The 26,136-nt window shown below is 69.0% G+C and carries 26 protein-coding genes; 16 read left to right on the top strand and 10 right to left on the bottom strand.

The window, feature by feature from the left end; all coding sequences use genetic code 11:
- Positions 1-18: 18 nt before the first annotated feature.
- The 8 genes from FEK34_RS21160 to FEK34_RS21195 all read left to right on the top strand — a co-directional run bounded on the left by FEK34_RS21160 (position 19) and on the right by FEK34_RS21195 (position 6,999).
- The gene (locus FEK34_RS21160) at positions 19-642 is read left to right on the top strand and encodes a TlpA disulfide reductase family protein (RefSeq protein ID WP_138450556.1); all 624 of its coding nucleotides are present in this window, start codon (positions 19-21) and stop codon (positions 640-642) included.
- 31 nt (positions 643-673) lie between these two features.
- The gene (locus tag FEK34_RS21165; protein WP_138450236.1) at positions 674-880 is read left to right on the top strand and encodes a hypothetical protein; all 207 of its coding nucleotides are present in this window, start codon (positions 674-676) and stop codon (positions 878-880) included.
- Positions 877-1,725 (top strand): cytochrome c biogenesis CcdA family protein, encoded by an 849-nt coding sequence (locus FEK34_RS21170; protein ID WP_138450238.1) that lies wholly within the window; start codon positions 877-879, stop codon positions 1,723-1,725. The genes FEK34_RS21165 and FEK34_RS21170 overlap by 4 nt, the downstream gene beginning before the upstream one ends.
- A complete protein-coding gene (resB, locus tag FEK34_RS21175; RefSeq protein WP_138450240.1) occupies positions 1,722-3,392 on the top strand; it encodes a cytochrome c biogenesis protein ResB in 1,671 nt (556 codons plus the stop codon). The genes FEK34_RS21170 and resB overlap by 4 nt, the downstream gene beginning before the upstream one ends.
- Positions 3,392-4,366, top strand: coding sequence for a c-type cytochrome biogenesis protein CcsB (gene ccsB / locus FEK34_RS21180; RefSeq protein WP_138450557.1), 975 nt, complete (start codon positions 3,392-3,394; stop codon positions 4,364-4,366). Before resB ends, ccsB begins: the two co-directional genes overlap by 1 nt.
- Before the next feature lie 15 nt (positions 4,367-4,381).
- Positions 4,382-5,023 (top strand): TetR/AcrR family transcriptional regulator, encoded by a 642-nt coding sequence (locus FEK34_RS21185; protein WP_138450242.1) that lies wholly within the window; start codon positions 4,382-4,384, stop codon positions 5,021-5,023.
- Between the two features lie 87 nt (positions 5,024-5,110).
- Positions 5,111-6,505 carry a lipase family protein gene (locus FEK34_RS21190; protein WP_138450245.1) on the top strand — a complete coding sequence of 465 codons (1,395 nt, stop codon included), beginning with the start codon at positions 5,111-5,113 and terminating at the stop codon, positions 6,503-6,505.
- Between the two features lie 263 nt (positions 6,506-6,768).
- Positions 6,769-6,999, top strand: coding sequence for a hypothetical protein (locus FEK34_RS21195; protein WP_138450247.1), 231 nt, complete (start codon positions 6,769-6,771; stop codon positions 6,997-6,999).
- Positions 7,000-7,090: 91 nt separating this feature from the next.
- On the opposite strand, the gene FEK34_RS21200 is transcribed toward FEK34_RS21195, so the two are convergent.
- Both FEK34_RS21200 and FEK34_RS21205 read right to left on the bottom strand, forming a co-directional pair.
- Positions 7,091-7,297 (bottom strand): hypothetical protein, encoded by a 207-nt coding sequence (locus FEK34_RS21200; protein WP_138450249.1) that lies wholly within the window; start codon positions 7,295-7,297, stop codon positions 7,091-7,093.
- Positions 7,298-7,415: 118 nt separating this feature from the next.
- Positions 7,416-7,625: a BldC family transcriptional regulator gene (locus FEK34_RS21205; protein ID WP_036540564.1), complete on the bottom strand. Its 210-nt coding sequence runs from the start codon at positions 7,623-7,625 to the stop codon at positions 7,416-7,418.
- Positions 7,626-7,815: 190 nt separating this feature from the next.
- On the opposite strand from FEK34_RS21205, the gene FEK34_RS21210 reads away from it, so the two are divergent.
- Both FEK34_RS21210 and FEK34_RS21215 read left to right on the top strand, forming a co-directional pair.
- Complete coding sequence (locus tag FEK34_RS21210) at positions 7,816-8,175, top strand: DUF4229 domain-containing protein (RefSeq protein WP_171048319.1); 360 nt, start codon at positions 7,816-7,818, stop codon at positions 8,173-8,175.
- Complete coding sequence (locus tag FEK34_RS21215; RefSeq protein ID WP_138450251.1) at positions 8,172-9,257, top strand: PLP-dependent cysteine synthase family protein; 1,086 nt, start codon at positions 8,172-8,174, stop codon at positions 9,255-9,257. The genes FEK34_RS21210 and FEK34_RS21215 overlap by 4 nt, the downstream gene beginning before the upstream one ends.
- A gap of 71 nt (positions 9,258-9,328) precedes the next feature.
- On the opposite strand, the gene FEK34_RS21220 is transcribed toward FEK34_RS21215, so the two are convergent.
- Positions 9,329-10,018, bottom strand: a complete 690-nt coding sequence (locus FEK34_RS21220; RefSeq protein WP_171048320.1) for a TetR/AcrR family transcriptional regulator — start codon at positions 10,016-10,018, stop codon at positions 9,329-9,331.
- 124 nt (positions 10,019-10,142) lie between these two features.
- On the opposite strand from FEK34_RS21220, the gene FEK34_RS21225 reads away from it, so the two are divergent.
- From FEK34_RS21225 to FEK34_RS21240, 4 genes are all read left to right on the top strand, one after another.
- Positions 10,143-11,687, top strand: a complete 1,545-nt coding sequence (locus FEK34_RS21225) for an acyl-CoA synthetase (protein WP_138450256.1) — start codon at positions 10,143-10,145, stop codon at positions 11,685-11,687.
- Between the two features lie 162 nt (positions 11,688-11,849).
- Positions 11,850-12,071, top strand: a complete 222-nt coding sequence (locus FEK34_RS21230; RefSeq protein WP_138450259.1) for a helix-turn-helix domain-containing protein — start codon at positions 11,850-11,852, stop codon at positions 12,069-12,071.
- Positions 12,071-12,649, top strand: a complete 579-nt coding sequence (locus FEK34_RS21235; protein ID WP_138450261.1) for a Clp protease N-terminal domain-containing protein — start codon at positions 12,071-12,073, stop codon at positions 12,647-12,649. Before FEK34_RS21230 ends, FEK34_RS21235 begins: the two co-directional genes overlap by 1 nt.
- A 59-nt stretch (positions 12,650-12,708) precedes the next feature.
- Positions 12,709-13,092, top strand: coding sequence for a phage holin family protein (locus tag FEK34_RS21240; protein WP_138450263.1), 384 nt, complete (start codon positions 12,709-12,711; stop codon positions 13,090-13,092).
- Between the two features lie 80 nt (positions 13,093-13,172).
- Here the strand turns inward: FEK34_RS21240 and FEK34_RS21245 are convergent, their stop codons facing one another.
- The 4 genes from FEK34_RS21245 to FEK34_RS21260 all read right to left on the bottom strand — a co-directional run bounded on the left by FEK34_RS21245 (position 13,173) and on the right by FEK34_RS21260 (position 17,941).
- Positions 13,173-13,820, bottom strand: coding sequence for a hypothetical protein (locus FEK34_RS21245; protein WP_138450267.1), 648 nt, complete (start codon positions 13,818-13,820; stop codon positions 13,173-13,175).
- Complete coding sequence (locus FEK34_RS21250) at positions 13,817-15,763, bottom strand: hypothetical protein (RefSeq protein ID WP_138450270.1); 1,947 nt, start codon at positions 15,761-15,763, stop codon at positions 13,817-13,819. The genes FEK34_RS21245 and FEK34_RS21250 overlap by 4 nt, the downstream gene beginning before the upstream one ends.
- An 813-nt stretch (positions 15,764-16,576) precedes the next feature.
- On the bottom strand, positions 16,577-17,452 hold the full coding sequence (locus tag FEK34_RS21255; RefSeq protein WP_138450271.1) for a 1,4-dihydroxy-2-naphthoate polyprenyltransferase: 876 nt from the start codon (positions 17,450-17,452) through the stop codon (positions 16,577-16,579).
- A gap of 21 nt (positions 17,453-17,473) precedes the next feature.
- Positions 17,474-17,941, bottom strand: coding sequence for an SRPBCC family protein (locus FEK34_RS21260; RefSeq protein WP_138450274.1), 468 nt, complete (start codon positions 17,939-17,941; stop codon positions 17,474-17,476).
- A gap of 85 nt (positions 17,942-18,026) precedes the next feature.
- Here FEK34_RS21260 and FEK34_RS21270 point away from each other — a divergent pair, with 85 nt between their 5' ends.
- Positions 18,027-21,878 carry an AfsR/SARP family transcriptional regulator gene (locus FEK34_RS21270; protein WP_249359459.1) on the top strand — a complete coding sequence of 1,284 codons (3,852 nt, stop codon included), beginning with the start codon at positions 18,027-18,029 and terminating at the stop codon, positions 21,876-21,878.
- 34 nt (positions 21,879-21,912) lie between these two features.
- On the opposite strand, the gene FEK34_RS21275 is transcribed toward FEK34_RS21270, so the two are convergent.
- Positions 21,913-22,731, bottom strand: coding sequence for an ABC transporter permease (locus tag FEK34_RS21275; RefSeq protein ID WP_138450276.1), 819 nt, complete (start codon positions 22,729-22,731; stop codon positions 21,913-21,915).
- Positions 22,732-22,804: 73 nt separating this feature from the next.
- A complete protein-coding gene (locus FEK34_RS21280; RefSeq protein WP_138450279.1) occupies positions 22,805-23,803 on the bottom strand; it encodes an ATP-binding cassette domain-containing protein in 999 nt (332 codons plus the stop codon).
- Between the two features lie 178 nt (positions 23,804-23,981).
- On the opposite strand from FEK34_RS21280, the gene FEK34_RS21285 reads away from it, so the two are divergent.
- Positions 23,982-24,554, top strand: coding sequence for an NADPH-dependent FMN reductase (locus FEK34_RS21285; RefSeq protein WP_138450281.1), 573 nt, complete (start codon positions 23,982-23,984; stop codon positions 24,552-24,554).
- A 194-nt stretch (positions 24,555-24,748) separates the two neighbouring features.
- Here FEK34_RS21285 and menE read toward each other — a convergent pair whose 3' ends face one another.
- A complete protein-coding gene (menE, locus tag FEK34_RS21290) occupies positions 24,749-25,906 on the bottom strand; it encodes an o-succinylbenzoate--CoA ligase (RefSeq protein WP_138450283.1) in 1,158 nt (385 codons plus the stop codon).
- Positions 25,907-26,136 lie beyond the last annotated feature (230 nt).

Consider the following 26,136-nt stretch of genomic DNA (forward strand, 5'->3'; position numbering starts at 1 on the left):
TCACGGCGGGCCCGGCGGATGCCGGTCCTGCTGGCCTGCCTGGCCCTGGTCGTCGCGGCTGTCACCGGCTGCGCAACCGGGGACGACGCGGTGGCTTCCGGCGGCACCTTCGAATTCGTCTCGCCCGGCGGTAAGACCGAGATCTTCTACGATCCGCCCAGCTCGCGCGGCACCATCGGGGAGCTGTCGGGCCCCGACCTGATGAAGGAGGGCGCCGAGATCGCGCTCTCGGATTTCGCCGGGCAGGTCGTCGTGCTCAACCTGTGGGGCCAGTGGTGCGGGCCCTGCCGCGCCGAGGCGCCCGCGCTGGAGCAGGTCTACGAACAGACCAGGGATTCCGGCGTCGCCTTCCTCGGCATCAATGTCCGCGATCCGCAGCGCGACAAGGCGCAGGATTTCGTCGTCGACAACAAGGTCGGCTACCCGTCGATCTACGACCCGTCCATGCGCACCCTGCTCGCGCTCGGCGGGAATTTCCCCACCAGCGTCATCCCGACGACGCTGGTCCTCGATCGTCAGCACCGGGTCGCCGCGATCTTCCTGCGCGCGGTGCTGGCCGAAGATCTACAACCTGTCGTCGAGAGCATCGCTCGCGAGGAACCTGCCGGGGGGACCGTCAGTCAAGCGCCGGAGGGGCGATGAACTCCCTCCGGGAAGCCATACAGGAGAGACGATGAAACCGGTCCGCAGCCGGACGGCGGTGCGCCGCCGCTACCCGTCGACCCGTCCGCCCCGCGGTGTGCGCGCGGAGGTGATGGTTCGCTCCTCGCTCGGTCACTGGGTGCTCGAATACCGCACCGCCCCCGCGTCCGCGGCGCTCACCCGCCCCGATGACGAACACGAGGCCGCCGAACCGGCGGCCGACCCGGAGCAGCAGTGACGGTTCTGGCCGGGGTGGGTGATTCGTTCCAGCAGACAGCGGCCACCGGGCCGCTGCTGCTGGCGCTCGGCGCCTGCCTGCTCGCCGGACTGGTCTCGTTCGCCTCGCCGTGCGTGGTGCCGCTGGTACCGGGCTATCTGTCGTATCTGGCCGGGCTGGTCGGGGCCGAGGCCCCGCCCGCCACGGTGGCCGAGGCGAAGGGCAAGTCCGGGTCCGGGTCGTCGGTCGCACTGGCGCAGCGTGCTCCCGCGAAAGCGGCCCGGATGCGGGTCGCGGGTGCGGCCGGGCTGTTCGTGGCCGGGTTCACCGTGGTGTTCGTGCTGGCGACGGCGACCGTGTTCGGCGTGATCCAGACGTTGAACGTCAACCGCGAGTTGCTGATGCGACTCGGCGGTGTCGTCACCATCCTGATGGGCCTGGTGTTCATCGGTATGGTCCCCGCTTTGCAACGTGATACGAGGATGGAACCGCGCAGGCTGACCAGCATCGCGGGCGCACCGCTGCTCGGCGGCGTGTTCGCGCTCGGCTGGACGCCGTGCCTCGGCCCGACGCTGTCGGGCGTGATGGCGGTGGCGGCGGGCACCGAGGGCACCACCGCGGCCCGTGGCGTCGCGTTGATCGTCGCGTACTGCCTCGGGCTCGGCTTGCCGTTCGTGATCCTGGCGTTCGGGTCGGCCAGCGCGCTGCGCGGTGTGGGCTGGTTGCGGCGCAATTCCAGGACCATCCAGGTGATCGGCGGGTTGTTGCTGGTGGCCGTCGGGATCGCGCTGGTCACCGGCGCGTGGGATCAGTTCGTGGCATGGGTGCGCGACGGGTTCGTTTCCGAGGTGACCCTGCCGATATGACCGTGATCGACCGTCCCGATGCTCCGGCGCGGCCGCCGCGCCAATCGCTACCAGCTCGGGTGCTGGCCTTCGTGCGCAATACCTGGCGCGGGCTCACCAGCATGCGCACCGCGCTGGTCCTGCTGTTCCTGCTGGCGCTGGCCGCCATCCCGGGCGCGCTGCTGCCGCAACGCGAACTCAACGAGCAGAAGGTCGCCCAGTACATCGCCGACCGGCCGACGCTCGGCCCGTGGATGGATCGCTTCCAGCTGTTCGACGTGTTCTCCAGTTCGTGGTTCACCGCGATCTACGTTCTGCTGTTCATCTCGCTGGTCGGTTGCATCCTGCCGCGCGCGGTCGATCACTACCGGGCGTTGCGCACCCCGCCGGTGCGGGTGCCGCGCAACCTGGCGCGCTTGCCGCACCACTACTCCGCGACGGTAGACGGCACCCCGGACGAGGTGATCGCCAATGCGAGCGGTCAGCTGCGGCGCTGGCGTACCGCCATGCGGCCGGGCGACCGCGACGGCGAGGTCACGCTGTCGGCGGAGAAGGGGTACTCGCGCGAGTTCGGCAACCTGGTCTTCCATCTGGCGCTGGTCGGGCTGCTGGTGTCGATCGCGGTGGGCAAGCTGTTCGGCTACGAGGGCAGCGTCATCGTCATCGCGAACAACGGGCCCGGTTTTTGCAGCACCTCACCCGCGGCGTTCGACTCGTTCCGGACCGGTTCGGCCAACGACGGCACCGGGATGACGCCGATCTGCGTGCGGGTCAAGGATTTCCACGCCGACTACCTCGACAACGGCCAGGCCGAGATGTTCCGGTCCAATATCGCCTATCAGGCCGGTGAGGACTTCGCGACCGATACCTGGCGCGAGACCGAGATCCGGGTCAACCACCCGCTGCGCGTCGCCGGCGACCGTATCTACCTGCAGGGCCACGGTTACGCGCCGACGTTCACGGTGAAGTTCCCGAACGGCGAGACCCGCACCGAAACCGTGCAGTGGCGCCCCGACGACGCCACCACCTTCCTGTCCAGCGGTGTGCTGCGCATCGATCCGCCCGGCGGGCTCTACCCGACCGAGGAGGAGCGCCGCAACAACCAGATCGCGATCGAGGGCCTGTTCGCGCCGACCGCGAACCTGCACGGCACGCTGCTCACCTCGGCGTATCCGGAGATGACCGATCCGGCCGTCGCCGTCGACATCTACCGCGGCGATACCGGCCTCGACACCGGGCGCCCGCAGTCGCTGTTCGCGCTCGACCAGGAACTGATCCGCCAGGAACGGCTCACCAAGGAAGCCAGGGTCAACCTGCGCCCCGGTGAATCCGCGACGCTGTCGAACGGCACGGTGGTGACCTTCGACGGTGCGGAGGAGTTCGTCAACCTGCAGGTCTCACACGATCCGGCGCAGCAGTGGGTGCTGGTGAGCGCGGTGACGATGATGGCGGGCCTGCTGGTGTCGCTGCTGGTGTCGCGCCGGCGGATCTGGCTGCGCGTGTACCCGGCCGACGCCGAAGCGGGTACCGTTGACCAACGACGCGTCGTAGTAGAGATGGGTGGACTCGCCAGGTCCGATCAGGCCGGGTGGGGCGGGGAGTTCGATCGATTGCGCGCCCGCCTGCTCGGCGACGGCGCGCCCGACGATGCGCCGACGCCGACCGGGAAGACCACGGGAGATAGATGATGCAGATCGACGAGACCCTCGCGCGCTACAGCGACTTCGCGTACATGTCCGCGATCTTCGTGTACGCGCTGGTGCTCGTACTGCTGATCGTGCAGTACGCGTCGGTGCGCACCCGCAAGGTGGTCGAACGCGAGCTGGTGGCCGCGGGCGGTGGCTCGGTCACCGTCGATCCGGCGGTCCCCGGCAAGATCGTCGAAGCGCCGCGGCTGCCGCTGTCGGAACGCCTGGGCGATATGGCGTTCTCGGTGCTGTACGTCGCGGTCGGGCTGCATGTGCTCTCGATCGTGCTGCGCGGCTTCGCCACCCACCGGTTCCCGCTGGGCAACATGTACGAGTTCGTCACCATGGCGACGGCGGCGACGGCCGTGGTGGGGCTGATCTTCCTGCGCGATCAGAAATACCGGGCCATGTGGGTGTTCCTGCTGGTTCCGCTGCTGATCCTGATGTTCCTGGCCGGCACCGTGCTCTACGCCGACGCCGCGCCGGTGGTGCCAGCGCTCAAATCGTTCTGGCTGCCGATCCATGTGACGATCGTCAGCGTCGGCAGCGGTGTGTTCATGGTCTCGGGTGTGGCGAGTCTGCTGTTCCTGTACCGCATCCGGCAGCCGCAGGGCGCGGAGTCGGGCAATGTCTTCGGCGCCATCGCCCGTCGCCTGCCCGACGCGCGGACGCTGGACCGGATCGCCTACAAGACCACCATCATCGGCTTCCCGCTGTTCGGCGCCGGCGTCATCCTGGGCGCGATCTGGGCCGAGGCCGCATGGGGCCGGTTCTGGGGCTGGGACCCCAAGGAGACGTGCTCGTTCATCGCTTGGGTCCTCTACGCCGCCTACCTGCACGCCCGCGCCACCTCCGGCTGGCGCGACACCAAGGCCGCCTGGATCAACATCGCCGGTTTCGTGGCGATGCTGTTCAACCTGTTCATCATCAACATGGTGGTCTCCGGCCTGCACTCCTACGCCGGTCTGAACTGAGGCCGGGCGCTGGCGATGAGTACGGCGCGGACCAGGCACAACTATGCCGGCAGGTCGGTGCAGGAGCGGCGGGCCGAACGGCGGGCGCTGTTCATCGAAGCGGGGCTGACGGTCTTCGCGGAGAAGACCTACGCGGCCAGCTCGATCTCGGATGTGTGCGCGGCGGCGGGGTTGTCGCGCCGGCAGTTCTATGAGCAGTACACGGGACGGGAAGCGTTGCTGGTCGACGTCTACGACCATGTGCAGCAGCGTGCGCGGGCGGCCTTCCGGGAGGGGCTGACCGGTGCGGGGAGCGCGGAGCCGCGCACGCTGATCGAGTCGGGTATGCGCGCGTACGTGCATGCCATCACCGACGACCCGCGCTGTGTGCGGGTCGCCTTCGTGGAGATCGTCGGCGTCAGCGATGCGGTCGAACGGCATCGGGCGCAGGTGCGTGACGAATGGGGTGCGGTGGTCGCACAAACAGCGGCCGCCGTGCCGGGGGTGCGGACACCACCGGGCGGCTGGCAGCTGGCCATGGCGGCGTTCATCGGAGCGGTCAACGGTGCGGTGCACCGGTGGAGTCAGCAGGATCCGCGGCCACCGGTGAACGACCTGCTCGAGGTGCTGTCGGCGCTGCTGCTCGCGCTGGTGTTGCCGGGTACCGCCACCGGTTGATTGCGATCTGGGACACATCCGTGCCATAGTGAGCGCCGAAGTTGAGACGTTGGCGTCTCAAAAGGCTGGTAAGGATGTGGGTCGAAGATGACCGAACCGGGGTGGATTCGCCGAATCTGCACGTTGACTCTGAGTGCTGTCGCCGTGTTCGCGGTGGCGGGACCCACCGCGGGCGCCGAGCCCGCCCCGCCGCCGGCCATCGAACCGGCCAGGGTGCTGCCGCTGCCGCCGGAGCTCGACCCCGGCTTCTACCATCCGCCCGCCGAGGTGTTCGGCGCCAAGGCGCCCGGTGAGATCATCGCGGTGCGGCAGGTGAACGTCGCGAACTTCGGCCTCATCCCGCTCAACGTCGACGCCTGGCAGGTCTCCTACCGCTCCAACAACAGCCGCGACGAGGCCATCCCGGCCGTGGCCACCCTGATCAAGCCGCGCGGCGCCTCACCGGAGCCGCGCAAACTGCTGTCGGTGCAGATCGCCGAGGACTCCACCGCCGGCTACTGCACGCCGTCGTATGCGCTGCAACATCTTTCGGTCGCGCCGTTCGTCGGCCAGATCGTCGCGCCGGCGGAGTTCGTCTTCGCGCAGGCCGCGCTCCAGCAGGGCTGGGCCGTCGTGATCCCCGACCATCAGGGCCCGAACTCGGCCTATGCCGCCGGACCGCTGGCCGGGCGCATCACCCTCGACGGGATCCGCGCGGCCACCTCGTTCGCGCCGCTGGAGGTCGGCCCGGACGCGCCGGTCGGCATGTACGGCTACTCCGGCGGTTCCATCGCCACCGGTCACGCCGCCGAACTGCACAAGTCCTACGCACCCGAACTGAATATCGCGGCCACCGCGATGGGCGGGGTCGGCGCCGATCTCGGTGCGGCACTGAACATGTCGAACAACCAGGCCACCTCCGGGCTGGTGTTCGCCGCCGTCATGGGTATCTCGCGCGAATATCCCGAGTTCGCCGCGTTCCTCGACCGCAACCTCGATCCGGTCGGTCAGGCCCTGCGCACGCTGAAAGCTCCACTGTGCGTGCAGTATCAGTCCAGTCTGCTGCCCTTCCTGAACCTGAAGGGCATGATGCGCACCCAGGGCGACCCGCTGCACGAGCCGGTGGTGGCCGCGATGCTCGACGACACCCGCATGGGGCAGTCGGTCCCCGGAATGCCCATGTTCCTCTGGCATTCCGCCTGGGACGAGATCCTGCCGCTGCATTCGACCAACCAGCTGGTCGACACCTACTGCAAGGATCCGAACGCCCAGGTCACCTACACCCGCGACCATGCCAGCGAACACATCGTCGCCGAAGTGACCGGCGGCCCCACCGCCCTGCTGTGGATGCGCGACCGCCTCAACGGCGTGCCCGCCGCCCCCGGCTGCACCACCACCGACGTCCCGACGATGATGGGCACCCCCGGCCAGCTCGACTTCGTCGGTTCCATCCTCGGTGAAACGGTGGCCTCGTTCTTCGGCAAGCCGATCGGGGCGCGGTAGGTCAGCGCCGCCGCGCCGAATTCACAGCAGCTCGGTGCGATAGCGAGGAGCAGGCCTGGCCGCCTTCCCCCGGAGCGCGGCCGGCTGGGTGTCGTCCTCGGGAGGAACAGATCACCGGATGCACCTGCCGAAACCCGGGCCGGGGGTGCATGAGACTGTCGGTGACATGTATCACAGATCATCTCGCGTGCCGTTGGCCGCGTGGTCGTGTCCTTCGGATAGCGCGCGTGTCGGCGCGTGCGGAAGCTCGAGGAGGGTTGCGCGTGGATGCTGGGGATGTCGTCGGGGGATCGGTGATCGAAGGCCCGGGCGGCGCCCTGGAGCGGCTGGTGCGGGCGGCGAGCGGGTTGTCGGAGGAGGCGCAGCGGTATCTGGCGATGATCGCCGATCGATTGCGTGTCAGTGAGGGCTTGCCGCTGTTCGATGACGCGGGGGAATTGCGCGAGGCCGGTGAGGCGCCTGGGCAGGGCGCGGAACCGGAGCGGGAGGTCTGAGCGGTGAGGTGAGCGCGCGGCTGATCGAGTTGTCCGCGCGTGCAGAGGCCGTGCGGGGAGCACCTGCTACCGCGGACTGCGCGAGCAGGGGTCAGTGCTCGGCGGGTCCGGGTTCGCCGTCCCGGTGCTGCTGGCGCGAGAGCCGCCAGAGGAATTCGGGGTCGTCGTCCGGGCCGAGGACGCGCTTGGGGGCGCGTCGCGGTGGCGCGGAAATGCCCGCACCTCGGTCGGGGCCGAACGCCTTCCAGCACAGCACCGCGATCGCCACGACCGCGATGAGTGCCAACAGGTACGTCACGTCGCTCACCTCCTGCTACCGAGGGTAGACCCGCGCCGGGCCCGCGCGCATCGAGACGTGCGATACCCGCCACGACGGCCGTGCACGGGCTTCGTCGTGGCGGGCTGATCGAGACCAGTCAGCGCGTGGTGGCCTCGGTGGTGAGCGACTTCAGCAGCTGCATGACCTCGGACTCACGGAACCGGCGGTGCCCACCCGGGGTGCGCAGCGACCCGAGCCGACCGGCGTGCGCCCACCGGGTGACGGTCTTCGGGTCGACATGGAACAGGGCGGCAACCTGGCCGGGCGTCAGCAGGGTGTCCTGGCCGCCGACGGTGATCGCGGTCATAGCAAACTCTCCGTTCTCGACAGTAACTATCCCTCATCAAGATGCCGTCATAGTCGCACCGAGACCCCCAGGTACTCGAATGACCTACTGTTGGTAAAGGGGAGGTAATAGACAAATCGGATATTGTGCGCATCGGCGTGTGGTAGCGCCGGGTCGAGTACCCGATGGACCTCCGCCTACTCTGGACATCGTGAGTGACGCATCGCGACCGGAAGGGGCATCCGCCCGGCAAACCAGTGGTTCGACGGGCGGGCGGCTGGCCCGCAACCTGGCCTTGTACACGGTGGCCCGGCTCGGCCTGGTCGCGCTGATCACCGCGGTGATCATGCTCGCGGCGAATCTCATCGACGTGCAGATCCCGCTGGTGGTGGCCGCGCTGTTCGCACTCATCATCGCCATGCCGCTGTCGCTGGTCCTGTTCAAGGGCCTGCGCACCAAAGTCAACGAGGACATCGCCGTGGTCGACGAGCGCCGCCGCCAGGACAAGGCGCAGCTGCGGGCTCGGCTGCGCGGTGACGAGCCGGGCGATCAGGGCGGGCCGAAGGCGTGAAGTACGTCGACCGGAGCGCCCCGCGTGCCTGGGTCGACAATGCCGTGCGGCTCATCGACGCCGACACCCAGCGCAGCGCCGACACCCATCTGCTGCGGTATCCGCTGCCGGCCGAGTGGGATATCCAGCTGTATCTCAAGGACGAATCCACTCACATCACCGGCAGTCTCAAGCACCGGCTGGCGCGTTCGCTGTTCCTGTACGCGCTGTGCAACGGCTGGATCACCGAGAACACCACCGTGGTCGAGGCGTCGTCCGGGTCGACGGCGGTGAGCGAGGCGTATTTCGCGAAACTGCTCGGCCTGGATTTCGTCGCCGTGATGCCCGCCAGTACCTCGCCGCAGAAGATCGCGTTGATCGAGGCGCAGGGCGGCCGCTGTCATTTCGTGCAACGCCCACCGGAGATGTACACCGAGGCCGCGCGGCTGGCCGCCGAATGCGGTGGGCACTACATGGACCAGTTCACCCATGCCGAGCGGGCGACCGACTGGCGTGGCAACAACAACATCGCCGAATCCATCTTCGAGCAGCTGAAACTGGAGAATCACCCGGTGCCGGAGTGGATCGTCACCGGCGCGGGCACCGGCGGCACCGGCGCCACCATCGGCCGCTACATCCGCTACCGCAGGCATGCGACGAAACTGGCCATCGTCGATCCGGAGAATTCCGCGTTCTACGGCGGCTACGAAACCGGTGATCCGGGCTATCAGACCGGGATGCCGTCGCGGATCGAAGGCATCGGGCGTCCGCGGGTGGAGCCGTCGTTCATCGCGCAGGTGGTGGACCGGATGATCGAGGTGCCCGACGCGGCGTCGATCGCCACCGCGCGGCACGCCAGCCGGGTGCTCGGCCGGCGCGTCGGTGGTTCGACCGGCACCAATCTGTGGGGCGCGTTCGCGCTGATCGCCGAGATGCTGGCGCAGGGGCGCACCGGCAGCGTGGTCACCCTGCTCTGCGACGGCGGCGACCGGTACGCGGGAACGTATTTCGACGACGACTGGGTCGCGAAGCAGGGTCTGGACCTCGACGAACCTGCCGCCGTGCTGGCCGATTTCACCGCGACGGGCATCTGGCGCGGCTGAACGCGCGGCCTTGGCCTCATTGCGCGTCATCGGCCGACGACCGGAGGGATCCGCCGGATCGCGTGCCCGGCCTACCCGGATCGCGCCGCGCCCTGCCGATCGCGGGCAGGCCCGCCCGCCTTCGACGGTGCCCGGCCGGCCGACTCGCGCGCACGACCCGCGGTCGCGCGGACCCCGGCGATGATCGTGTCCACCAAAGCGGCGATGTAGGCGGCCGATTCGGCTTTCGCCCGTTCCCGCAGGTGCGGCGGCGTCGCGGTGACGTGGTTGGAGACCGCTCCCGCGATCAGATCGGCGACCAGGGCGACCGAGGTCTGCGGTGGGAGTTCGCCCCGCTCGATGCCACGCCGGATGATCGCGCGGGTGGCGCGCAAATGTTCGGGGTACGGATCGCCGGCGAGGGTGTCGGCGAGTTTCGGCACGCGATGCGCGTCGGCCGACAGCTGGCGTGCCAGTGACCCGTCATCGGTGCTTTCGTGCGCCAGCCAGCTGGTGGCGAACTCGATCAGATCGGATCGCAGGTCGCCGGTGTCGATGCCTGCGATGAACCGGATCCGCGAACGCACCGCGTCCACCAGCAGTGCCTCCTTCGACGGCCACCGCAGGTAGAGCGAGCCTTTGCCGATCCCGGAACGCCTGGCCACCTCGTCCAGCGTGAACCCGCTCCACCCGCGTTCGGCGTAGACCGCGCGGGCGGCCTGCTGGGCGCGGTGTTCCAGGTCCGGATCGCGCGGACGCCCGGCTCGTCGCGTGTCAACCACCGACACATTGTGGCACCGGTCTCATTTTCCTATTTACGACGGTGGCCGTCCGTAATAGGCTGGCGCGACATTGCTGCGATATCCGTCACAGTGGCAGCGCCGCTCACGACGGTGACCTGGAGGTATGCCGATGATCACGCCACCGACCGACCTCGGTTCCTGGATCGCCCGCCGGGCCGCGTCCGGGCCGGGGCGCCCGGCCATCACGTTCGAGGGGCAGACGCTGACCTACGGTGCTCTCCTCGAGCGGGTCGACCGGCTGGCCGCGGAGCTGGTCGCCGGCGGGGTTGCGCCCGGCGATCGAGTCGGCTACCTCGGGCTGAACCATCCGGATTTCCTGGTCACGCTGTTCGCGGCGTCGCGGGCGGGTGCGGTGTTCGTGCCGCTCAACTTCCGGCTGACGGCGGGCGAGCTCGGCTACATCCTCGGCGACGCCGGGGTGCACACCCTGATCGCCGACGCCGACCGGGCCGAGATCGTCGATCCGGTACTCGCCGAATCCGGGGTGCGCCGGTCGATTTCGCTGACCGCCCGTCCCGGCTGGGAGGTCCTCGACGAGCTGTTGGCGGCTCGCGAGCCGATCGCCGAGCCGAGGCATCCGGACGCCGACGACGTCGCGGTGATCATGTACACCTCCGGCACCACCGGCAGGCCCAAGGGCGCGATGCTGACGCACGGAAACCTCTTCTGGAACAACGTCAACGCGCTGCTGTCCTTCGACACCCTGCACGACGACGTCTCCCTGGTCTGCGCGCCGCTGTTCCATATCGGCGGGTTGAACGTGACGACGCTGGTCTCGTTGCAAAAGGGCGCGCACTTGGTGCTGATGGCCGCGTTCGATCCGGCGCAAGCGCTGGCGCTGATCGCCGAACACAAGGTCACCACCATGTTCGGGGTGCCGGCGATGTATCTGTTCATGGCGCAGGTCCCGCAGTTCGAGACCACGGACCTGTCGAGCGTGCGCACCTTCATCTGTGGTGGCGCGCCGGTGCCGGAAGCGCTCATCACCCGCTACGGCGAGCGCGGCGTGCCCTTCGCTCAGGGTTACGGCCTCACCGAAACGGCGCCGCTGGCGCTGGTGCTGTCCACCGACGATGTCGCCACCCGGCTCGGCGCCGCCGGGCACAAGGTGCTGCCGCTGTCGGATGTCCGCCTGGTCGACCTCGACAACAACCCGGTCCCCGACGGTGAACGCGGCGAGATCTGTGTGCGCGGACCGCAGGTCATGCAGGGGTATTGGAACAACAAGGCCGCCACCGACGCGGTCATCGATGCCGAGGGCTGGTTCCACACCGGCGATATCGGTCAGGCCGACGAGGACGGCTTCGTCTATGTGGTCGACCGGGTCAAGGACATGGTGATCACCGGTGGTGAGAACGTCTACCCAGCCGAGGTGGAGAACGTGCTCTACCGGCATCCGGCGGTGGCCGAGGTGGCGGTGCTCGGCCTGCCGGACGAGAAATGGGGTGAGGCGGTGACGGCCGTCGTCGCCACCCAGCCCGGCGCCTCGCTCACGCTGGACGAGCTGCGTGAGTTCGCGCGCGGTGACCTGGCCGGATACAAGGTGCCGCTGCGGCTGGAGTTCGTCGACGCGCTGCCGCGCAATGCGTCGGGGAAGGTGCTGAAGTACCGCTTGCGTGAGCAGTTCGGCGAGGTGGCGGAAGGCTGATCGGGGCCGATCCCGGATCGGAGCGCCCCGGCATCGGGTTCCCGGGTTCGCCTCCAGTTCGTATGGAGTCGTGAACGGCGGGGTTCGGCCGGGGCGCATTCTTTCGCGTCGAGCGTCAATTTTTGTTGACAAGCAGCGCTGCTGTCAATCAAAATTGACGACATGACGGAAGCAACCACGCTGGCGGCGGCGGCCGGTAGTCCCGACCCGGAAGTCGGGCTGCGGGCGGTCCTGGCATTGCGCAGGCTGCTCGAACGGCTCGAAGCGATCCAAGTGGCCAACGCCAGGGATCAGGGCTGGTCGTGGCAGGCCATCGCGGACGCCCTCGAGGTCAGCAAGCAAGCGGTGCACCAGAAATACAACAAGAAAGGCAGGGGCCGCTGATGTTCGAACGGTTCAGCAAGCACGCTCGAATGGCCGTTGTGGTGGCCCAAGAAGAGGCCAGGCAGCTGCGTGCGCCCGAGATTCGCGTCGAACACGTGCTGCTCGGAGTGCTGTCGCAGGCCGAGCCCGCGATGAAGGACGCGCTGGCCTCGGCCGGACTCACCCATGAGCGAGTGACCGCCGAGCTGGCCGAGGACGGAAAGAACGCCCCGCTCGGCGACCGCGACGCCGAAGCCCTGCGCTCCATCGGCATCGACCTCGACGCCGTACGCGACAGTCTCGAGGCCACCTTCGGCGAGGACGCACTCGACCGCGCCGAACCACCCCAGCCGCGTGGACGGTTCGGGCGCGGCGGGATGAACTTCGGCCACATCCGGTTCTCCCGCGATGCGAAGAAGACGCTGGAGCTGTCGCTGCGGGAGGCGTTGGCGCGCAAGGACAAGAGCATCGAATCCGGGCACATCCTGCTGGCGATACTGCGGGCACCGAACGCCACGACGGCGGCGCTGATCGGCGGCGACGACCAGGCCGAGGCCCTGCGGACGCGGGTGCACGCGCTGCTGGACCGGGCAGCCTGAACCGCGAAGGTTCGGCTCGGTACCGCCCGGATCCGGCTTTCGGGCTCTAGCATGGCTCCATGCAGCTTGTGCTTCGGTTGATCATCAACGCGTTCGCCATCTGGCTGGCCGCGACGTGGATCGACAAGATCGACATCATCAGTCCGGAGGATCAGGGCAACGGCGCCAAGATCATCACGCTGCTGGCGGTCGCGGCCGTGTTCACCGCGGTGAACGCCCTCGTCAAGCCGATCGTGCAGCTGCTGTCGCTGCCACTGGTGATCGTGACCCTCGGCCTGTTCCTGCTGGTGGTCAATGCCCTGATGCTGTGGCTGACGGCGTGGATCACCGAGTTCACCGATTACGGCCTGCGCATCGACGGCTTCTGGGCCGCGTTCTGGGGCGCGATCATCGTCACGGTGGTGAACTGGCTACTCGGTGTGCTTGTGCCCGACCGGGACTGAGTATCGGCTGCCCGCGGTGATCCGGCGGGTGCCCGGGTTCGTTCGTCCTGGTGGGCGATCGCGGGAATCCGCCCCGCGGTTCACAACCACTCGGTGACATCCATGGGCGCGCCGTCATCGTCGAGCGGCGGCTCGATGCCGCGAGGTTGCGGGGTGCCGAAGTTCGAGGGCGGACCGGGTTCGACCGCTACCTCGAGCACCGCGTCGAAGTCGGTGAGGACAGCGGCCAATCGCGGTGCATTACCTCGATGGATCTCCGGTTGCGGACGTCCGTGGAAGTCGTGGGTCAGCCAGATGTCGTGGTGGACCTCGAGGTCGACGATAGGTTCCGTGCCGGTGAGATCCACCCCCACGCGCACCAGATCGTCCTGGGTGTGCGGGGATCCGGCAGCGTCGAATCGGGTGCCCGGCCCGGTGACGGTGAGCGCGCCGATCGTCGCATGGCCGGGAACCTCGGGCGGGCGCGCGGATTCGAGCAGAGCGGGCAATGCGGGATCGGCGAGACCGGCGGCCACCGCGACCGTGGATTGCGCGCCCGGCACGATCCGCCCCTCGACCGACCAGCGGCAACTCACCCGCGCCGCCGACAACAAGCCGTGCCGTTCGGCGCAGCTCACGAGCCGGTCCGCCAGCTCGAACTGGGCCGCCACACCGCGTCCGACGCCGGTCGGCCACCAGGTCCACACGAACGAGAACGCCGGCGCCCGAAGCGGTTCGGCCGCGCTCATTCCGGGAAGACTTTCGCGCCGTCGGGAATGATCAGCTCCTTGTCGTCGGAAAAGCGCAGCACAAAGGCGATACCGCTGGCGGCGGACCGGTCGTTCAGCGAACGCAGCGTATCGGTATCCAGCGCGGTCGACGGTGCGGCCACCTCCAGTACGCCCACCTTCCGCTGGGCGGGCGCGTCCACCAATTGCTTGACCACCGAGGCCGTCGCCGACCGCAGGCCTTTGATCGAGGCGACCTCTTTCGCCTGATAGGCGAAGGTCACCTGACCGTCGGGACCCTTGATGCCGACGTCGATATCGAAGCGCCCCTGACCCTCCTTCGTCCGGCCGAACACCAGATCGTGATGGCCACGCCGGTACAACTCGTCGCCGAGGCGCAACTCCTGCATGGCCGCCGGCCGGGCAGCGGACGGCCCGCGGAACTTCGACACCAGATCCTTGAACCCCTCCGACCCGGCGAGATGGCCCTTGCCGATGATATCGGCGGCCTCGGCGCCCATCGGGCTGCTGTTCGCATTGCGCAGCGCCTGAATCGTTTTCTGCTTATCGGGCCCGGAAATGCCGAGGCGGTCCATGACGCTCGAGACCGCCGCGACCTGATCCTCACGCATCGGCTTCCCGGCGCCGCCCCGCTCCTGGGCCGAACTGTTCGTCCGGTCGTAGCGCTGGGTCCACTTCGGCTGTGGCAGGGTGCCGCCGGTCTCGGTGTAGCGGCGGTAGCTGTTCGGCGCGTCCTGGGAGATGTCTTTGACCTGACGGCCGCGGTCGACGGTCTTGTCCTGGAGTTCGGTGACCTGCTGCGGGTCGAGGGCGCGCACCGTGACCTGGATGGTGGCCGTGATCGGCCGGGTCTGACCGGCCGGGATCAGCTGGGGATCGTAGGTCGCGCTGCACGACAGCGTCGTCGAGCCATTGGCGGGCATGGTGCCGCTGCCGTTGCAGCCCGGCCCGAGCGCCACCGGCACCGACGACTGCATGCTGACGGTGTAGTCGAACCTGACCGTGGTGACCCGGATATCGCGCGAGGTGTTGACCGTGTTGCTGATGACGAACTGGATCGTGCAGACGCCGAGGCAGGGGTTCTGCAGGAACTGGCCGTTGATATTGCCGCCCACGGAAATCCGGGAATCGACGGCGTTGCTCACGTCGTTCACCCGGCCCGGCAGTTCTTCGTAGATGCCGAGGGCGTCGTCGGCTTCCGCGGCTTCGGGTTCGACGGAGAACTCGGGCAGCCCCGATTCCTCCTCGCCCGAGCCGCCGGACGACGACGCACTGACGATCCGGTCGATCACCGGCTGACCGGAACCGTCGCTCGATTCGCCCGCCGGATCGAAATTGCTCACATAGGTGGTGATGGAGCCGCTGGTGATGGGTGTGGATCGATGCCCGTCGATCTCGATCGGCTCACCGACGGTGACGTCGGCGCTGCGTTCGGCCTCGGGATCCAGCGCAAGCGCCAGCCGCGCCGGCGCCAAGGTGCTCGCCAGATCGAACCCGAAACGCTCGGGCCCGATCAATACCGGCACGTCCCTGTAACGAGCGGCGTCCTCGGCGGATTCGCCGAGCGCGAGCCACGCCTGCTCGCTGCCGCGCAGGAAGGATTTCCCGCCGACACCCAGGTAGTCCATATCGATGCCACCGCGCACCGACACCGTCCCCGTCGCATCACCGACGTTGGTGACCGTGAGATCCACCCGAAGCCGCCCGGCCGACGCCCCCTTCGGTTTCACCGTCCCGGTGAAATGCGTGGCCGGCGTATCCAGCAACCGCAATTGCGCGCTCGCCAACGCCGACCGCCCCCGCTGCTCGACACTCGCCCCATCACCGGTGCGCTGCAAGAACACGACCCCACCGACCCCGAGCGCGCAGACGACCAGAATCACCAGCGAGGCGATGACCCAAGCCCGCCGCCGCTGTGAACGCACCGCCCCTTCGCCGCCCATCGGCCCACCATGCTGAGCGTCGAACCCGAATCCCGGATTCGGATAGGGGACATACGGCCCGCCGCCGGGACCGTGCCCACCGGGGTGCGGTGGATACGGGCTGCTGCCAGGGGTTTGTCCGCCGGGTGGTGGCGGATACGGGCCGCGAGGCATGTGCCCGCTCGATTGCGGGGGATAGGGACCACCCTGCCCACCGGATTGCATCGGAGCCGGCGCGCCGATGGGTGCATGTCCGCCGTGGTGTGGTGGATAGGCGCGGCTGCCGGGCACCCACTCGACATGTTGTGGCGGGAGTTGCGCGCCGCGCTGCGCCTGTCCGCCGGGTTGTGGTGGAAGCGGTCCGCCGCCGGGCCCGTGTGCGCCGTGTTGTGGTGGGTATTGCCCACCGCCCGGTGCCTGTCCGCTGGATCGCGATGGGAACGACCCACTGCCCGGCCACTGCGGGCTGGGCTGGGGGATCGCGGGGTGAGCTGGTCCCGAATGTCCTTGTACGGGAGCCCGGTATGGGCCCGGTAGCGCCGGCGCTGATGGGTTCGGTGTCGATGCGGGTCCAGGCTCACCGGATTCCGGCTGCTGTGGATTCGGTACGGAGGGCGGCGGTGCGTCGGGCGGCCGCGAATCGTCTGGTGGAGGCGGCGAATCGGATCGCTGCACAGGTTTTTCGCGGTCGCCGGCCTCCGACATGGTCCCTCCTAGAGATGACGGGACCGCTGAGCGCCATCCCGTCGAGCCCCTCGCCCCTGCCTCAACAGTACGGCGCTGCCACGCTTTTCGCGTGCGATCGATTCGCCTCGGCGGGGAATGCCGCCCGGCTCAGAGAGCGGCGAGTCCGAGCGCTGCCGCGGTCAAGATCGACCACGCCAGCAGGGCGAGTCCGGAATCACGCAGTGCTGGGATCAATTCGAGCCCGCCTCGGCCCGAACGCACCGGGGCGTTGGCGCGGACGGCGAGCGGGATCGCGAGCAGGCCGGCGAGGGCGAACGGGGAGCGCGCGACGAGCAGCAACGTCGCGACGAACGGCACCGCCAGTAGGACCAGATGCAGGGTGCGGGTGCGGGGGTCGCCGAGTTTGACGGCGAGGGTGACCTTGCCCGATTCGGTGTCGGTGGGGATGTCGCGCAGGTTGTTCGCGACCAGGACGGCGCTGGAGAAGGCGCCGACGGCTACGGCCAGCACGGCACCGACCCAGTCGATGCGTTCGGCCTGAACGAACTGGGTGCCGAGGACACCGATCAGGCCGAAGAAGACGAACACGGCGATCTCGCCGAAACCGCTGTAGCCGTAGGGCTTGCTGCCGCCGGTGTAGAACCAGGCACCGGCCAGGCAGGCGGCGCCGATGAGGATGAGCCACCACGCGGTCAGCACCACCAGGATCAGGCCGAAGACGGCGCCGATGCCAAGGCTGACGATGGCCGCGGTGCGGACAGCGGCGGGCGAGGCCAGGCCCGAGCCGACCAGGCGCAGTGGGCCGACGCGGTCGTCATCGGTGCCGCGGATCCCGTCGGAGTAGTCGTTGGCGTAGTTCACGCCGATGATGAGCGCCAGCGAGACGAGCAGCGCGAGAATCGCTTTCCACCACACCAGGCCGTCGATGGATGCGGCGGCTCCGGTACCTGCGATGACCGGGGCGATAGCGTTCGGCAGGGTGCGGGGCCGGGCGCCCTCGATCCATTGCGCTGCGGTAGCCATGTCCGCAGCCTAATCGGCGCGCTACCGGGGCGCGGCTTCGGCGGCCAGCCGCAGCCGGCCAAGGCCCTTCTCGAAATCCTTGCCGATCAGGCTGTCCATCGAGATGACCTTGCCCATCAGCGCCATCAGCCCGCGCTGTTCGCCGTTCATCCGCCACACCACCTGAGTACCGCCACCTTCGGCGGGGGTGAGCGAGAACACGACATTGTTGCTGGCTTTGAAGGGCTTCTCGAAGTCGAGCTTGACGCGGATCTCCTGCTCGGTGCTCGAGGTGATCTCCATTGTCCCGCGCCCGGCCTTGCGGTTGCCTTCCCAGGCGTAGCGGGCGCCGACTCCGGCATCCGGGCCGCTGTACATGCGGCGCAACTCGGGGTCGAGGTCTTCCCACGGCGACCACTCGACCCAGTTGTGGAAGTCGTTGATCAACTCGTGCACGCGTGCCGGTTCGGCCGCGATGACGATCTGGCGCACCACCTCGAATTCGGCCATTGGCCCAGCGTAGGCGACCGACCGGTCGGACCGCAGCGGAATCGGCGCGCTTCGCGGCCGTACCAGCGCATACGATGAGCACGGCATGGTTTCTGAGCTGAGCGGTCCGAGCGGCCGGATACCGGTGATGGCGCCCGCAGCATCGGTCGTGGTCGGGCTGCTGGGCGAGGTCGCGCTGCGCCGCGACGGCGTGCTGGCACCGGTCCCCGGTGTGCGGGCCCGGATGTTGCTGGCCGCGCTCGCGGTCACGCCCGGTCGCAGCCGCAGCGCGCAGGCCCTGATCGACGAGGTGTGGGGTGAGCGGCCGCCGCGCGCGCCGATGAACGCACTGCACACCCAGGTCTCCCGGCTGCGCGCGGCGCTCCCCGAGGGTGCCGTGGAGGTCGGCCCGGCGGGCTACCGATTGCGACTCAGCGCTGAGCAGGTCGATCTCACGGCGGTGTCGGTGCTGCTCGAGCAGGCCCGGGCCGAGCGCGATTACGCCCGCTGCCTCGACTTGGTCGCCCAGGCACGGGCGCTGTGGCGCGGCGAACCGGGAGCCGATCTCACTCCCGGCCCGCTGGCCGAGGAACTCGCCGTGGCCGCGGCCGACGCCTGGGCCGCCCTGAACGGCCTCGAGCTCACCGCCCGTGCGGGCATCGGCGACCTGGACGGCGCCATCGCCCTCGCCCGCGACGCAGTGCGCGCCGACCCGCTGAGCGAACCCGCCGCCCGCACCCTCATGCGCCTGCTGGCTACCGCAGGCCACACCAACGAGGCCCTGGACGTCTTCGCCACCATCCGTGCCGCACTGGCCGATCACCTCGGTACCGATCCCGGTCCGGCGCTGGCCGAGTTGAACACCGCCATCCTTCGCGGCGACTTTCCATCCGCGACCACGGCCTCGGACGCGACTGTTGCCGGGCAGGCGGGCATGCGGCAGACCGATCCGCACGACCAGCCTTCCGAACCGCTGCTCGAGCCGCATGGGAGCGACAGGCACAACGGGGGCGCGCCCACCGAATTCGGGTCGCCACGGGTCGAAGAAATCCCGGCCGACTCCCGGTCCCGCAACGGAGCCGAACCGCCGCATGAGCGTGGGCCCGGAGCATCGGCTGCTATCCCGGCGACCGATTCCCCGACGCGCGATCGCGCCCGCCGGTCGTGGTCGTCGACCGGCCCTGCCGGCGGGCCCGCGGTGACCGAGCATCCACGCGCCGCGCCGGACGGGCTCGCGCCGGCGGTCGACCGGCAGGGATCGGCCGCGCGCGGCGAGTCGGCGCAGCGGCCGAGCGCGATCGGGGTGCGTGCGGCGCCGAACGCGCTGCTGGGCCGGGCAGACGATCTGATCGCCCTGGAGGAACTGCTGCGCAACTCCCGCGTCACCACGGTGCTCGGGCCAGGCGGAACCGGCAAAACCCGCGTCGCCAATGAACTCGGCGCGCGGCTGGCACGACACGAGCCGGTGGTCTTGGTCGAGCTGGCTTCGGTGCGGGCCGACGGGTCCGCCGCGGAAGCACGCGGTGAGGTCGAGGCGGCAATCGGTGCGGTGCTCGGACTCGGCGATTTCGCGCGGGACCCGCTGCTGATCCGCACCGGAATCAAGGTGGAGTTGCGGCAGCGGCTGCGGGATGCCCTGTCGGAGCGTCCGATGCTGCTGATCCTGGACAACTGCGAGCACCTCATCGACGCGGTGGCCGAGGTGGTGGCCGATCTGGTCGGCAGCTGCGATCAGCTGACCGTGCTCACCACCAGTCGCGCGCCGCTGGCGATCACCGCCGAGACGGTGTATCCGCTGGCGCCGCTGGCCATCGACGCGGCCGGATCGCCGGCGACGGAATTGTTCGTGGCCAGGGCGAAGGCGGTGCGCCCGAACGCGCGGCTGAACCCCGAGGTCGTCGCGCGGCTGTGTCATCGCCTCGACGGCCTCCCGCTGGCCATCGAACTGGCCGCCGCGCGAGTGCGCACCATGAGCGTCGAGGAGATCGATACCCGCCTCGAGCACCGGTTCGCGCTGCTGCGCAGCGGCGATCGCTCCTCGCCGGAACGGCACCGCACCCTGCATGCCGTGATCGCCTGGAGCTGGAATCTGCTCGACGAACCGCAGCAGATCGCGCTGCGCAGGCTGTGCCGGTTCCCGGCCGGATTCACCTTGGACGCGGCCGAATTCGTGGCCGGTGGCCCCGAGGTCGCCGATGTGGTGGCCGCTGTCGAGGGGCTGGTCGGGCAATCGCTGCTCACGGTGCTCGAGGCCGATCGGCCCGATCCGGACGTCGATCTTCCGCTGCGCTACCGGATGCTCGAGACAGTACGGGAATTCGGCGAGGAACAACTTGCCGCGCAGTCCCGCACCGGATCGACGGTGATCGGGACGAAGACCGGCCGTTCCGAACCAGTGACGGCGACCGCAGGCGGCCATGGCAGTGACCGAACGGCCGGTGCGCGGACCGAACCCGCCGATTCGCCCGGCAGTCCGCTGAACGAAGTGGACCTGGTCGCCGACCGAATGTGCGGGTGGGCCCGCGATTTCGCCTTGAACGCGGCCCGCCGGTACCACGAGTGCGACCAGGTGACGGTAGCCCTCACCGTCGCCGCCGAGATGGACAATCTCACCGCGGTGCTGCGCTTGGCCGATGAACGTCGCGACGCCCGAACGATGTACACCGTTTTCCCGATCACCGCCATGCTGTGGGTGATGCGTGGTGCGCATATGGAACTCATCGCGTGGGTGCGCCGGATGCTGGCCATGCCACCGCCGGACGGCCATGGCATCGAGATCGACCTGGAGATGCTCGGCTACGTCTACAGCGGTCTGCACCTGATGTACATGGAAAGCGAACTGCGCGACGCGGCGACGGTGCGCACGCGGGCGCGGCGGCTGCTACGCCGCAGCGGTGAACTCAGCGAAACCGCCCGTTTCTTCGGCAGATTCATCACCTGCCCGATCGACGGCTGGGCCGTGGCGCGGCTGCTCGCCGACGCGACTCGCTCCGCCGACCGCGATACCGCGTTGGCGGCGCTGATCATTCGCGCCAATTCCTGGGAGAACCACGGTCAACAGCATGGCTCGGCCCGGGATGCGCGGATCGCCGCGTCGATGATCACCGCCAACGACGTCTGGTCCGGCGCCATGATCAACCAGCACCTCGGCGGCCTGGCCGGCCAGAACGCGCGCTACCGCGAAGCCGTCGGATATTACGAGATCGCCGCCGAGCAGCTGCGCCGGCTCGGCGCCTACGAGGAGAGCCTGGAGCTGCGTTGTTTCCTGGCCGCCGCGCTCACCGGGTGCGGGCAGAGCGGGCGGGCACGCGCGGAACTCGAGCGCGCACTCGGCCTCACCGAAGCAGGCGGCTCCCGGCTGACCGCCCTCGACGATCCGGGGGTGCGGCGCAATCACCGGCTGTCGACGGTGGCGGCGAGCCTGGCCGAAATCGAACTCGCCGAAGGCAACCGGGAGCGCGGCCTGTGGCTGTTCCGTCGCGCGCTCGAGCTGGTCGGCTGGCCCGGCCGCGAGTTCGTGCCCGGGCCGGGCGTGATGATGTTGTGCAGTGCGATGGTCGACGCGTACACCGTCTACGGGCATGCCGCCGCGGTGACGGCGATGGCCGGCCAGTTGGCCGAGATCGCGGTCGAACGGCTCATCCAGTTCTGGGATGTTCCGCAGATCGGCGCGGTGGCCTGCGCGGTGGGATCGCATCGGCTCGCCGTCGATCCGGACAGTGCTGTCGGGCTGGAGTTGCTGGCCCTGGCCCCGGCCGCGAAAGCCAGGCAGGACTATCCGGTCATGGCGCTGGCCCGCCACCGCGAACTACACCGCGACACCGTCGGCCTCGACCGCCTCGATCGGGCGACGGCCGAGGCGGCGGGGCTGCGCAGGCTGATCGCCGCCGACCGGATCATGACATTGCTGAAGGCTGTCGCGGCGAACACGACCGAACCGGGCCCGCTCGCACGATGATTCGCGAGCGGACCCGGTCGGGTGCGGCACGGTCTCAGACCCGCCGCATGTAGGCGCGCACGGTCAGCGGCGCGAAGACCGCCATGATCACCGCGGCGCCCACCAGCGACCAGACGACATGCGAGCCGACATGCCCGTCGTTCATCAGGTCACGGCACGCCCACACCAGATGCGAGACCAGGTTGACGTCGATGAACGCCTGCAACCAGCCCGGCATGGTCTCCTTCGGCACGAACGCCGGGGAGGCGAAGGTCAGCGGGAACATCACCAGCATCGAATAGCCCTGCACGGCCGAGGCCTTGTTGGCGATGACGCCGAAGAACGCCCAGATCCAGCTGGTCGCGAACGAGCACACGATCACCAGCGCGACACCGGCGATGGCGCCGAGCGGATCGGGCCGGAAACCCATGATCAGGCCCATGACCAGCGTCAGCACCGAGGCGATGGCGTAGCGGACCATATCGGCGGTCAGCGCGCCCGACAGCGCCGAGATACGGGCGATGGGCAGGGATTTGAAGCGATCGAAGACGCCCTTCTCCATGTCCTCCTTGAGCTGCACCCCGGTGACGATGGAGGTCATGATGACCGTCTGCACCAGGATGCCGGGGATGATGACCGGCAGGTAGCTCTGCACGTCACCGGAGATGGCGCCGCCGAAGATGTAGGTGAACATCAGCGTGAAGATGATCGGCTGGATCACCACATCGAACAGCTGCTCGGGGTTGTGCTTGATCTTCAGCACGCCCCGGTAGGCCATGGTGAGGGTGTTGTCGAAGGTCTGTTTCAGGGTGATGGGCCCTGCGGGCTGCGGGACCGGCCTGGCCTTTGCCGGCGCGGTAAGGGTTGTGGTCATGCTGTGTCCTTTCTGGCATGCCCGAGGCGCCCTGCGTGGTTACGCAAGCTGCCTCCTCCGGGCGCTGACTCGGTCATGCCGAACTCCGTTCGAGTTCGGATTCGTCGGTGTTGTCTTCGGCCGGATGGCCGGTGATGGTGAGGAAGACCTCGTCCAGGCTCGGCTTGCTGACCGAGATCTCCTCGACGCCGACCTCCCATTCGCGCAGCCGGATCAGCAGATCCGCGGTGACCCCTGGATCGGGCAGGGGCGCGGTGAGGCGCCCGGCTTCCGGGGAGACGGCGGCGTCGGTGCCGAGGAAATCGCCGATGATGCGGCGGGCCTCGGCGAGCTGGCCGGTGTCGGTGAGGGTCAGGTGCAGCGAGGACTGGCCGACCGAGGATTTGAGTTCGTCGGCGGTGCCGTCGGCGATCACCCGGCCGCGGTCGATCACCGCGATCCGGTCGGCCAGCTGATCGGCCTCGTCCAGGTACTGGGTGGTGAGCAGCACCGTCGCGCCCTCGCGGACCAGCCTGCGGATGGTCTCCCACATCTGGGCGCGGGTGCGCGGATCCAGGCCGGTGGTCGGCTCGTCCAGGAACAGCAGCGGCGGGGTGGAGATCAGGCTCGCGGCCAGATCCAGCCGCCGGCGCATACCGCCGGAGAAGTTCTTCAACGCCTTGTCGGCGGCCTCGGTCAGGTCGAATTCGTCGAGGAGTTCGGCGGTCTTGCGGCGCGCGTCGGCCCGGGACAGGCCGAGCAGCCGGGAGAAGATCATCAGGTTCTCCGAGGCCGTCAGGTCCTCGTCGACGGAGGCGTACTGGCCGGTGACGCCGATCAGCGAGCGCACCGCGTCCGGCTCGGCGAGCACGTCGTGGCCGAAGATGCGGGCGCTGCCGCCGTCGGGGCGCAGCAGGGTGGCGAGCATGCGGATCGTCGTGGTTTTACCGGCGCCGTTCGGCCCGAGTACCCCGTACACCGCGCCCTGCGGCACGGCCAGACTCACCCCGTCGACGGCGCGCTGGGCGCCGAACATCTTGACCAGGCCGTCGGCCTCGATGGCGAGGGGGCCGGTCGATGCGTAATCAGTCATGGCGTCGACTGTGCGCGGACGTTCTTGCACCGGGCTTGCACCGCGATTGCGTGGGTTCTGCAAGCCGGGCGCAAGAGCGCCCGCACCGCCGATTTGACCTCAACATTTGTTGAGCTTCTACCGTTGCCGGTGACGGTGGAACGCCGTCCAACAACCCTCCGAACAGCGAAGGTATCTGATGAATCCTGAGACCGCAGTGCTCGATCTGCGTGTGGCCGCGCTCATCGGCAGCGTCCGTGACGGCCGCTTCGGCGCCCGGATCGGCGCCTGGGTGCACGACCGGCTGACCGGCGCGGGCCTCGACGTCGACCTCCTCGATCTGGCCGAGACGACCATTCCGCACTCGATGGGCGCCGACGAGGATTTCGCGACTCTCACCGAACGCATCGGTCGCGCCGACGCCCTCATCGTGATCACGCCCGAGTACAACCACAGCTATCCAGGGCCGCTCAAGACCGCCATAGACATGCTCGGGCCCGAATTGCGGGCGAAACCGGTCGGATTCGTCTCCTACGGCGGGATGTCCGGCGGTTTACGTGCGGTCGAGGCCTTACGCCCGGTGCTGGCGGAACTGCATGCGGTGACCGTCCGCGAGACCGTCAGCCTGCACAACCCGTGGTCCTCGCTGGACCCGGCCGACGGGTACCCGGACCAGGCGGCCACCGAGGCGCTGCACGTGATGGCGCGGCAGTTGCTGTGGTGGGCCGATGCGCTGCGCACGGCCAAGCAGCGTGTGCCGTATCCGGTCTGATCACGCGGTCGTGCCTGCGAGCTGAGGACACGTATTGATTGCGCGCCGCCGGTCAGGTCGCCGGCTCGTCGGTCCTCGGCTCCATCGCGTTGTACCCGGCCTGATCGTCGAGGCGTTCCCGAGGCCCGCGACGACCCGGATCGGTGATAACGACGACGCTCTTGTTCGATCTGGAGCGGCGGAGCGGCATTTGTCTAGTGCGCCGACTCCGATATCAGAATCTCCCGCAGCTTGGCCCGGTTCGGCTTACCCGGCCCGTGCAACGGCAGCTCATCCAAAACGGCGAGTTCGCGCGGTGCGGCGATGGGGTCGAGTTCGCGCAGCACGTGGTCGCGGAGTTCGTCGAGGGTCGGGTTGGCGCCGGCCGCCGGGACCACCGCGACGGCGACGCGCTGGCCGAGCCGTTCGTCGGGCAGGCCGAGGACGACGACCTCACTGATCGCCGGATGGGTGACCAGCACGGCCTCCACGACCTGCGGGATGACGAGCAGTCCGCCGGTCATGATGGCCTCGTCGAGGCGGCCGCTGATGCTGAGCACGCCGTTCTCGAAGGTGCCCGCGTCCTCGGTGCGGAACCAGCCGGGTTCGGCGAAGGCGGGATGGTCGGGCAGGCCGCGGTAGCCCGACGCCAGCATGGCGCCGCCGAGCAGCACCCGGCCGTCCTCGATGCGCACCTTGGCGCCGTCGAGCGGGACGCCGTCGTAGACACAGCCGCCGCAGGTCTCGCTCATGCCGTAGGTGCGAACCACATTGATCCCGGCGGCTTTCGCGCGCTCGTACACCGGGATCGGGGTGGCCGCACCGCCGACCAGCACGGCGTCGAGCTCGGCCAATGCGGCGGCGCCCGCGGGGGCGTCGAGGGCCTTGATCAGCTGGGTCGGCACGAGTGAGGTGTAGCGGCGCGGGCCGGGCATGCTCGCGACGGCGCCGGCCAGCGCTTCGGGCAGGAAACCGCCGGAAACGTCCAGCACGGTCGGTTCGGTCCCGGCCAGAATGCTGCGCAACAGCACCTGAATGCCGGCGATGTGGTGGGTGGGCAGGGCGAGCAGCCAGCTGCCCGGCCCGCCCAGCCGGTCGTGGGTGGCATTGCCGCTGGCCCGCAGGGCCGCCGCGCTCAACATGGCCCCCTTGGGCACGCCGGTGGTGCCGGAGGTGGTGACCACCAGCGCGACGTCGTCTTCGATCGGCTCGCCGGGGGAGAGCGCACTGCTCAACCGGCGGGCCTCACGGCGGTCACTGGTCGGAATCGGCAGCCACGCCGGGCCATTGCCCTCGAGGGCCTCGCGCAGGTGCGGCAGCACATCACGCATGCCCGAACCGGTGGGCATCGGCAAGGTTCGCAGGGTACTCATGACTCCACCTCGCTGGCACTCGGCTCCGTCGAGGACGTGGTGGAGGTGCCGGGAGTTCGCTCGCTCACGGCTCCACCTCGTTGCGCTCGCTCACGACAGGGATCGTGTCATGCGCGTGAGACCGGGTGCGGAACGGGTTGCCGTGACGGTGCGTACCAGCTGCGAACGCGGCCGGAAACACGGGAAAATCAGGCTCGGATAGGCCAAACATCGAAACTGCGATTCGTTCG

The sequence above is a fragment of the Nocardia cyriacigeorgica genome (genome assembly GCF_005863245.1).
Classification (GTDB): Bacteria; Actinomycetota; Actinomycetes; order Mycobacteriales; family Mycobacteriaceae; genus Nocardia; species Nocardia cyriacigeorgica_C.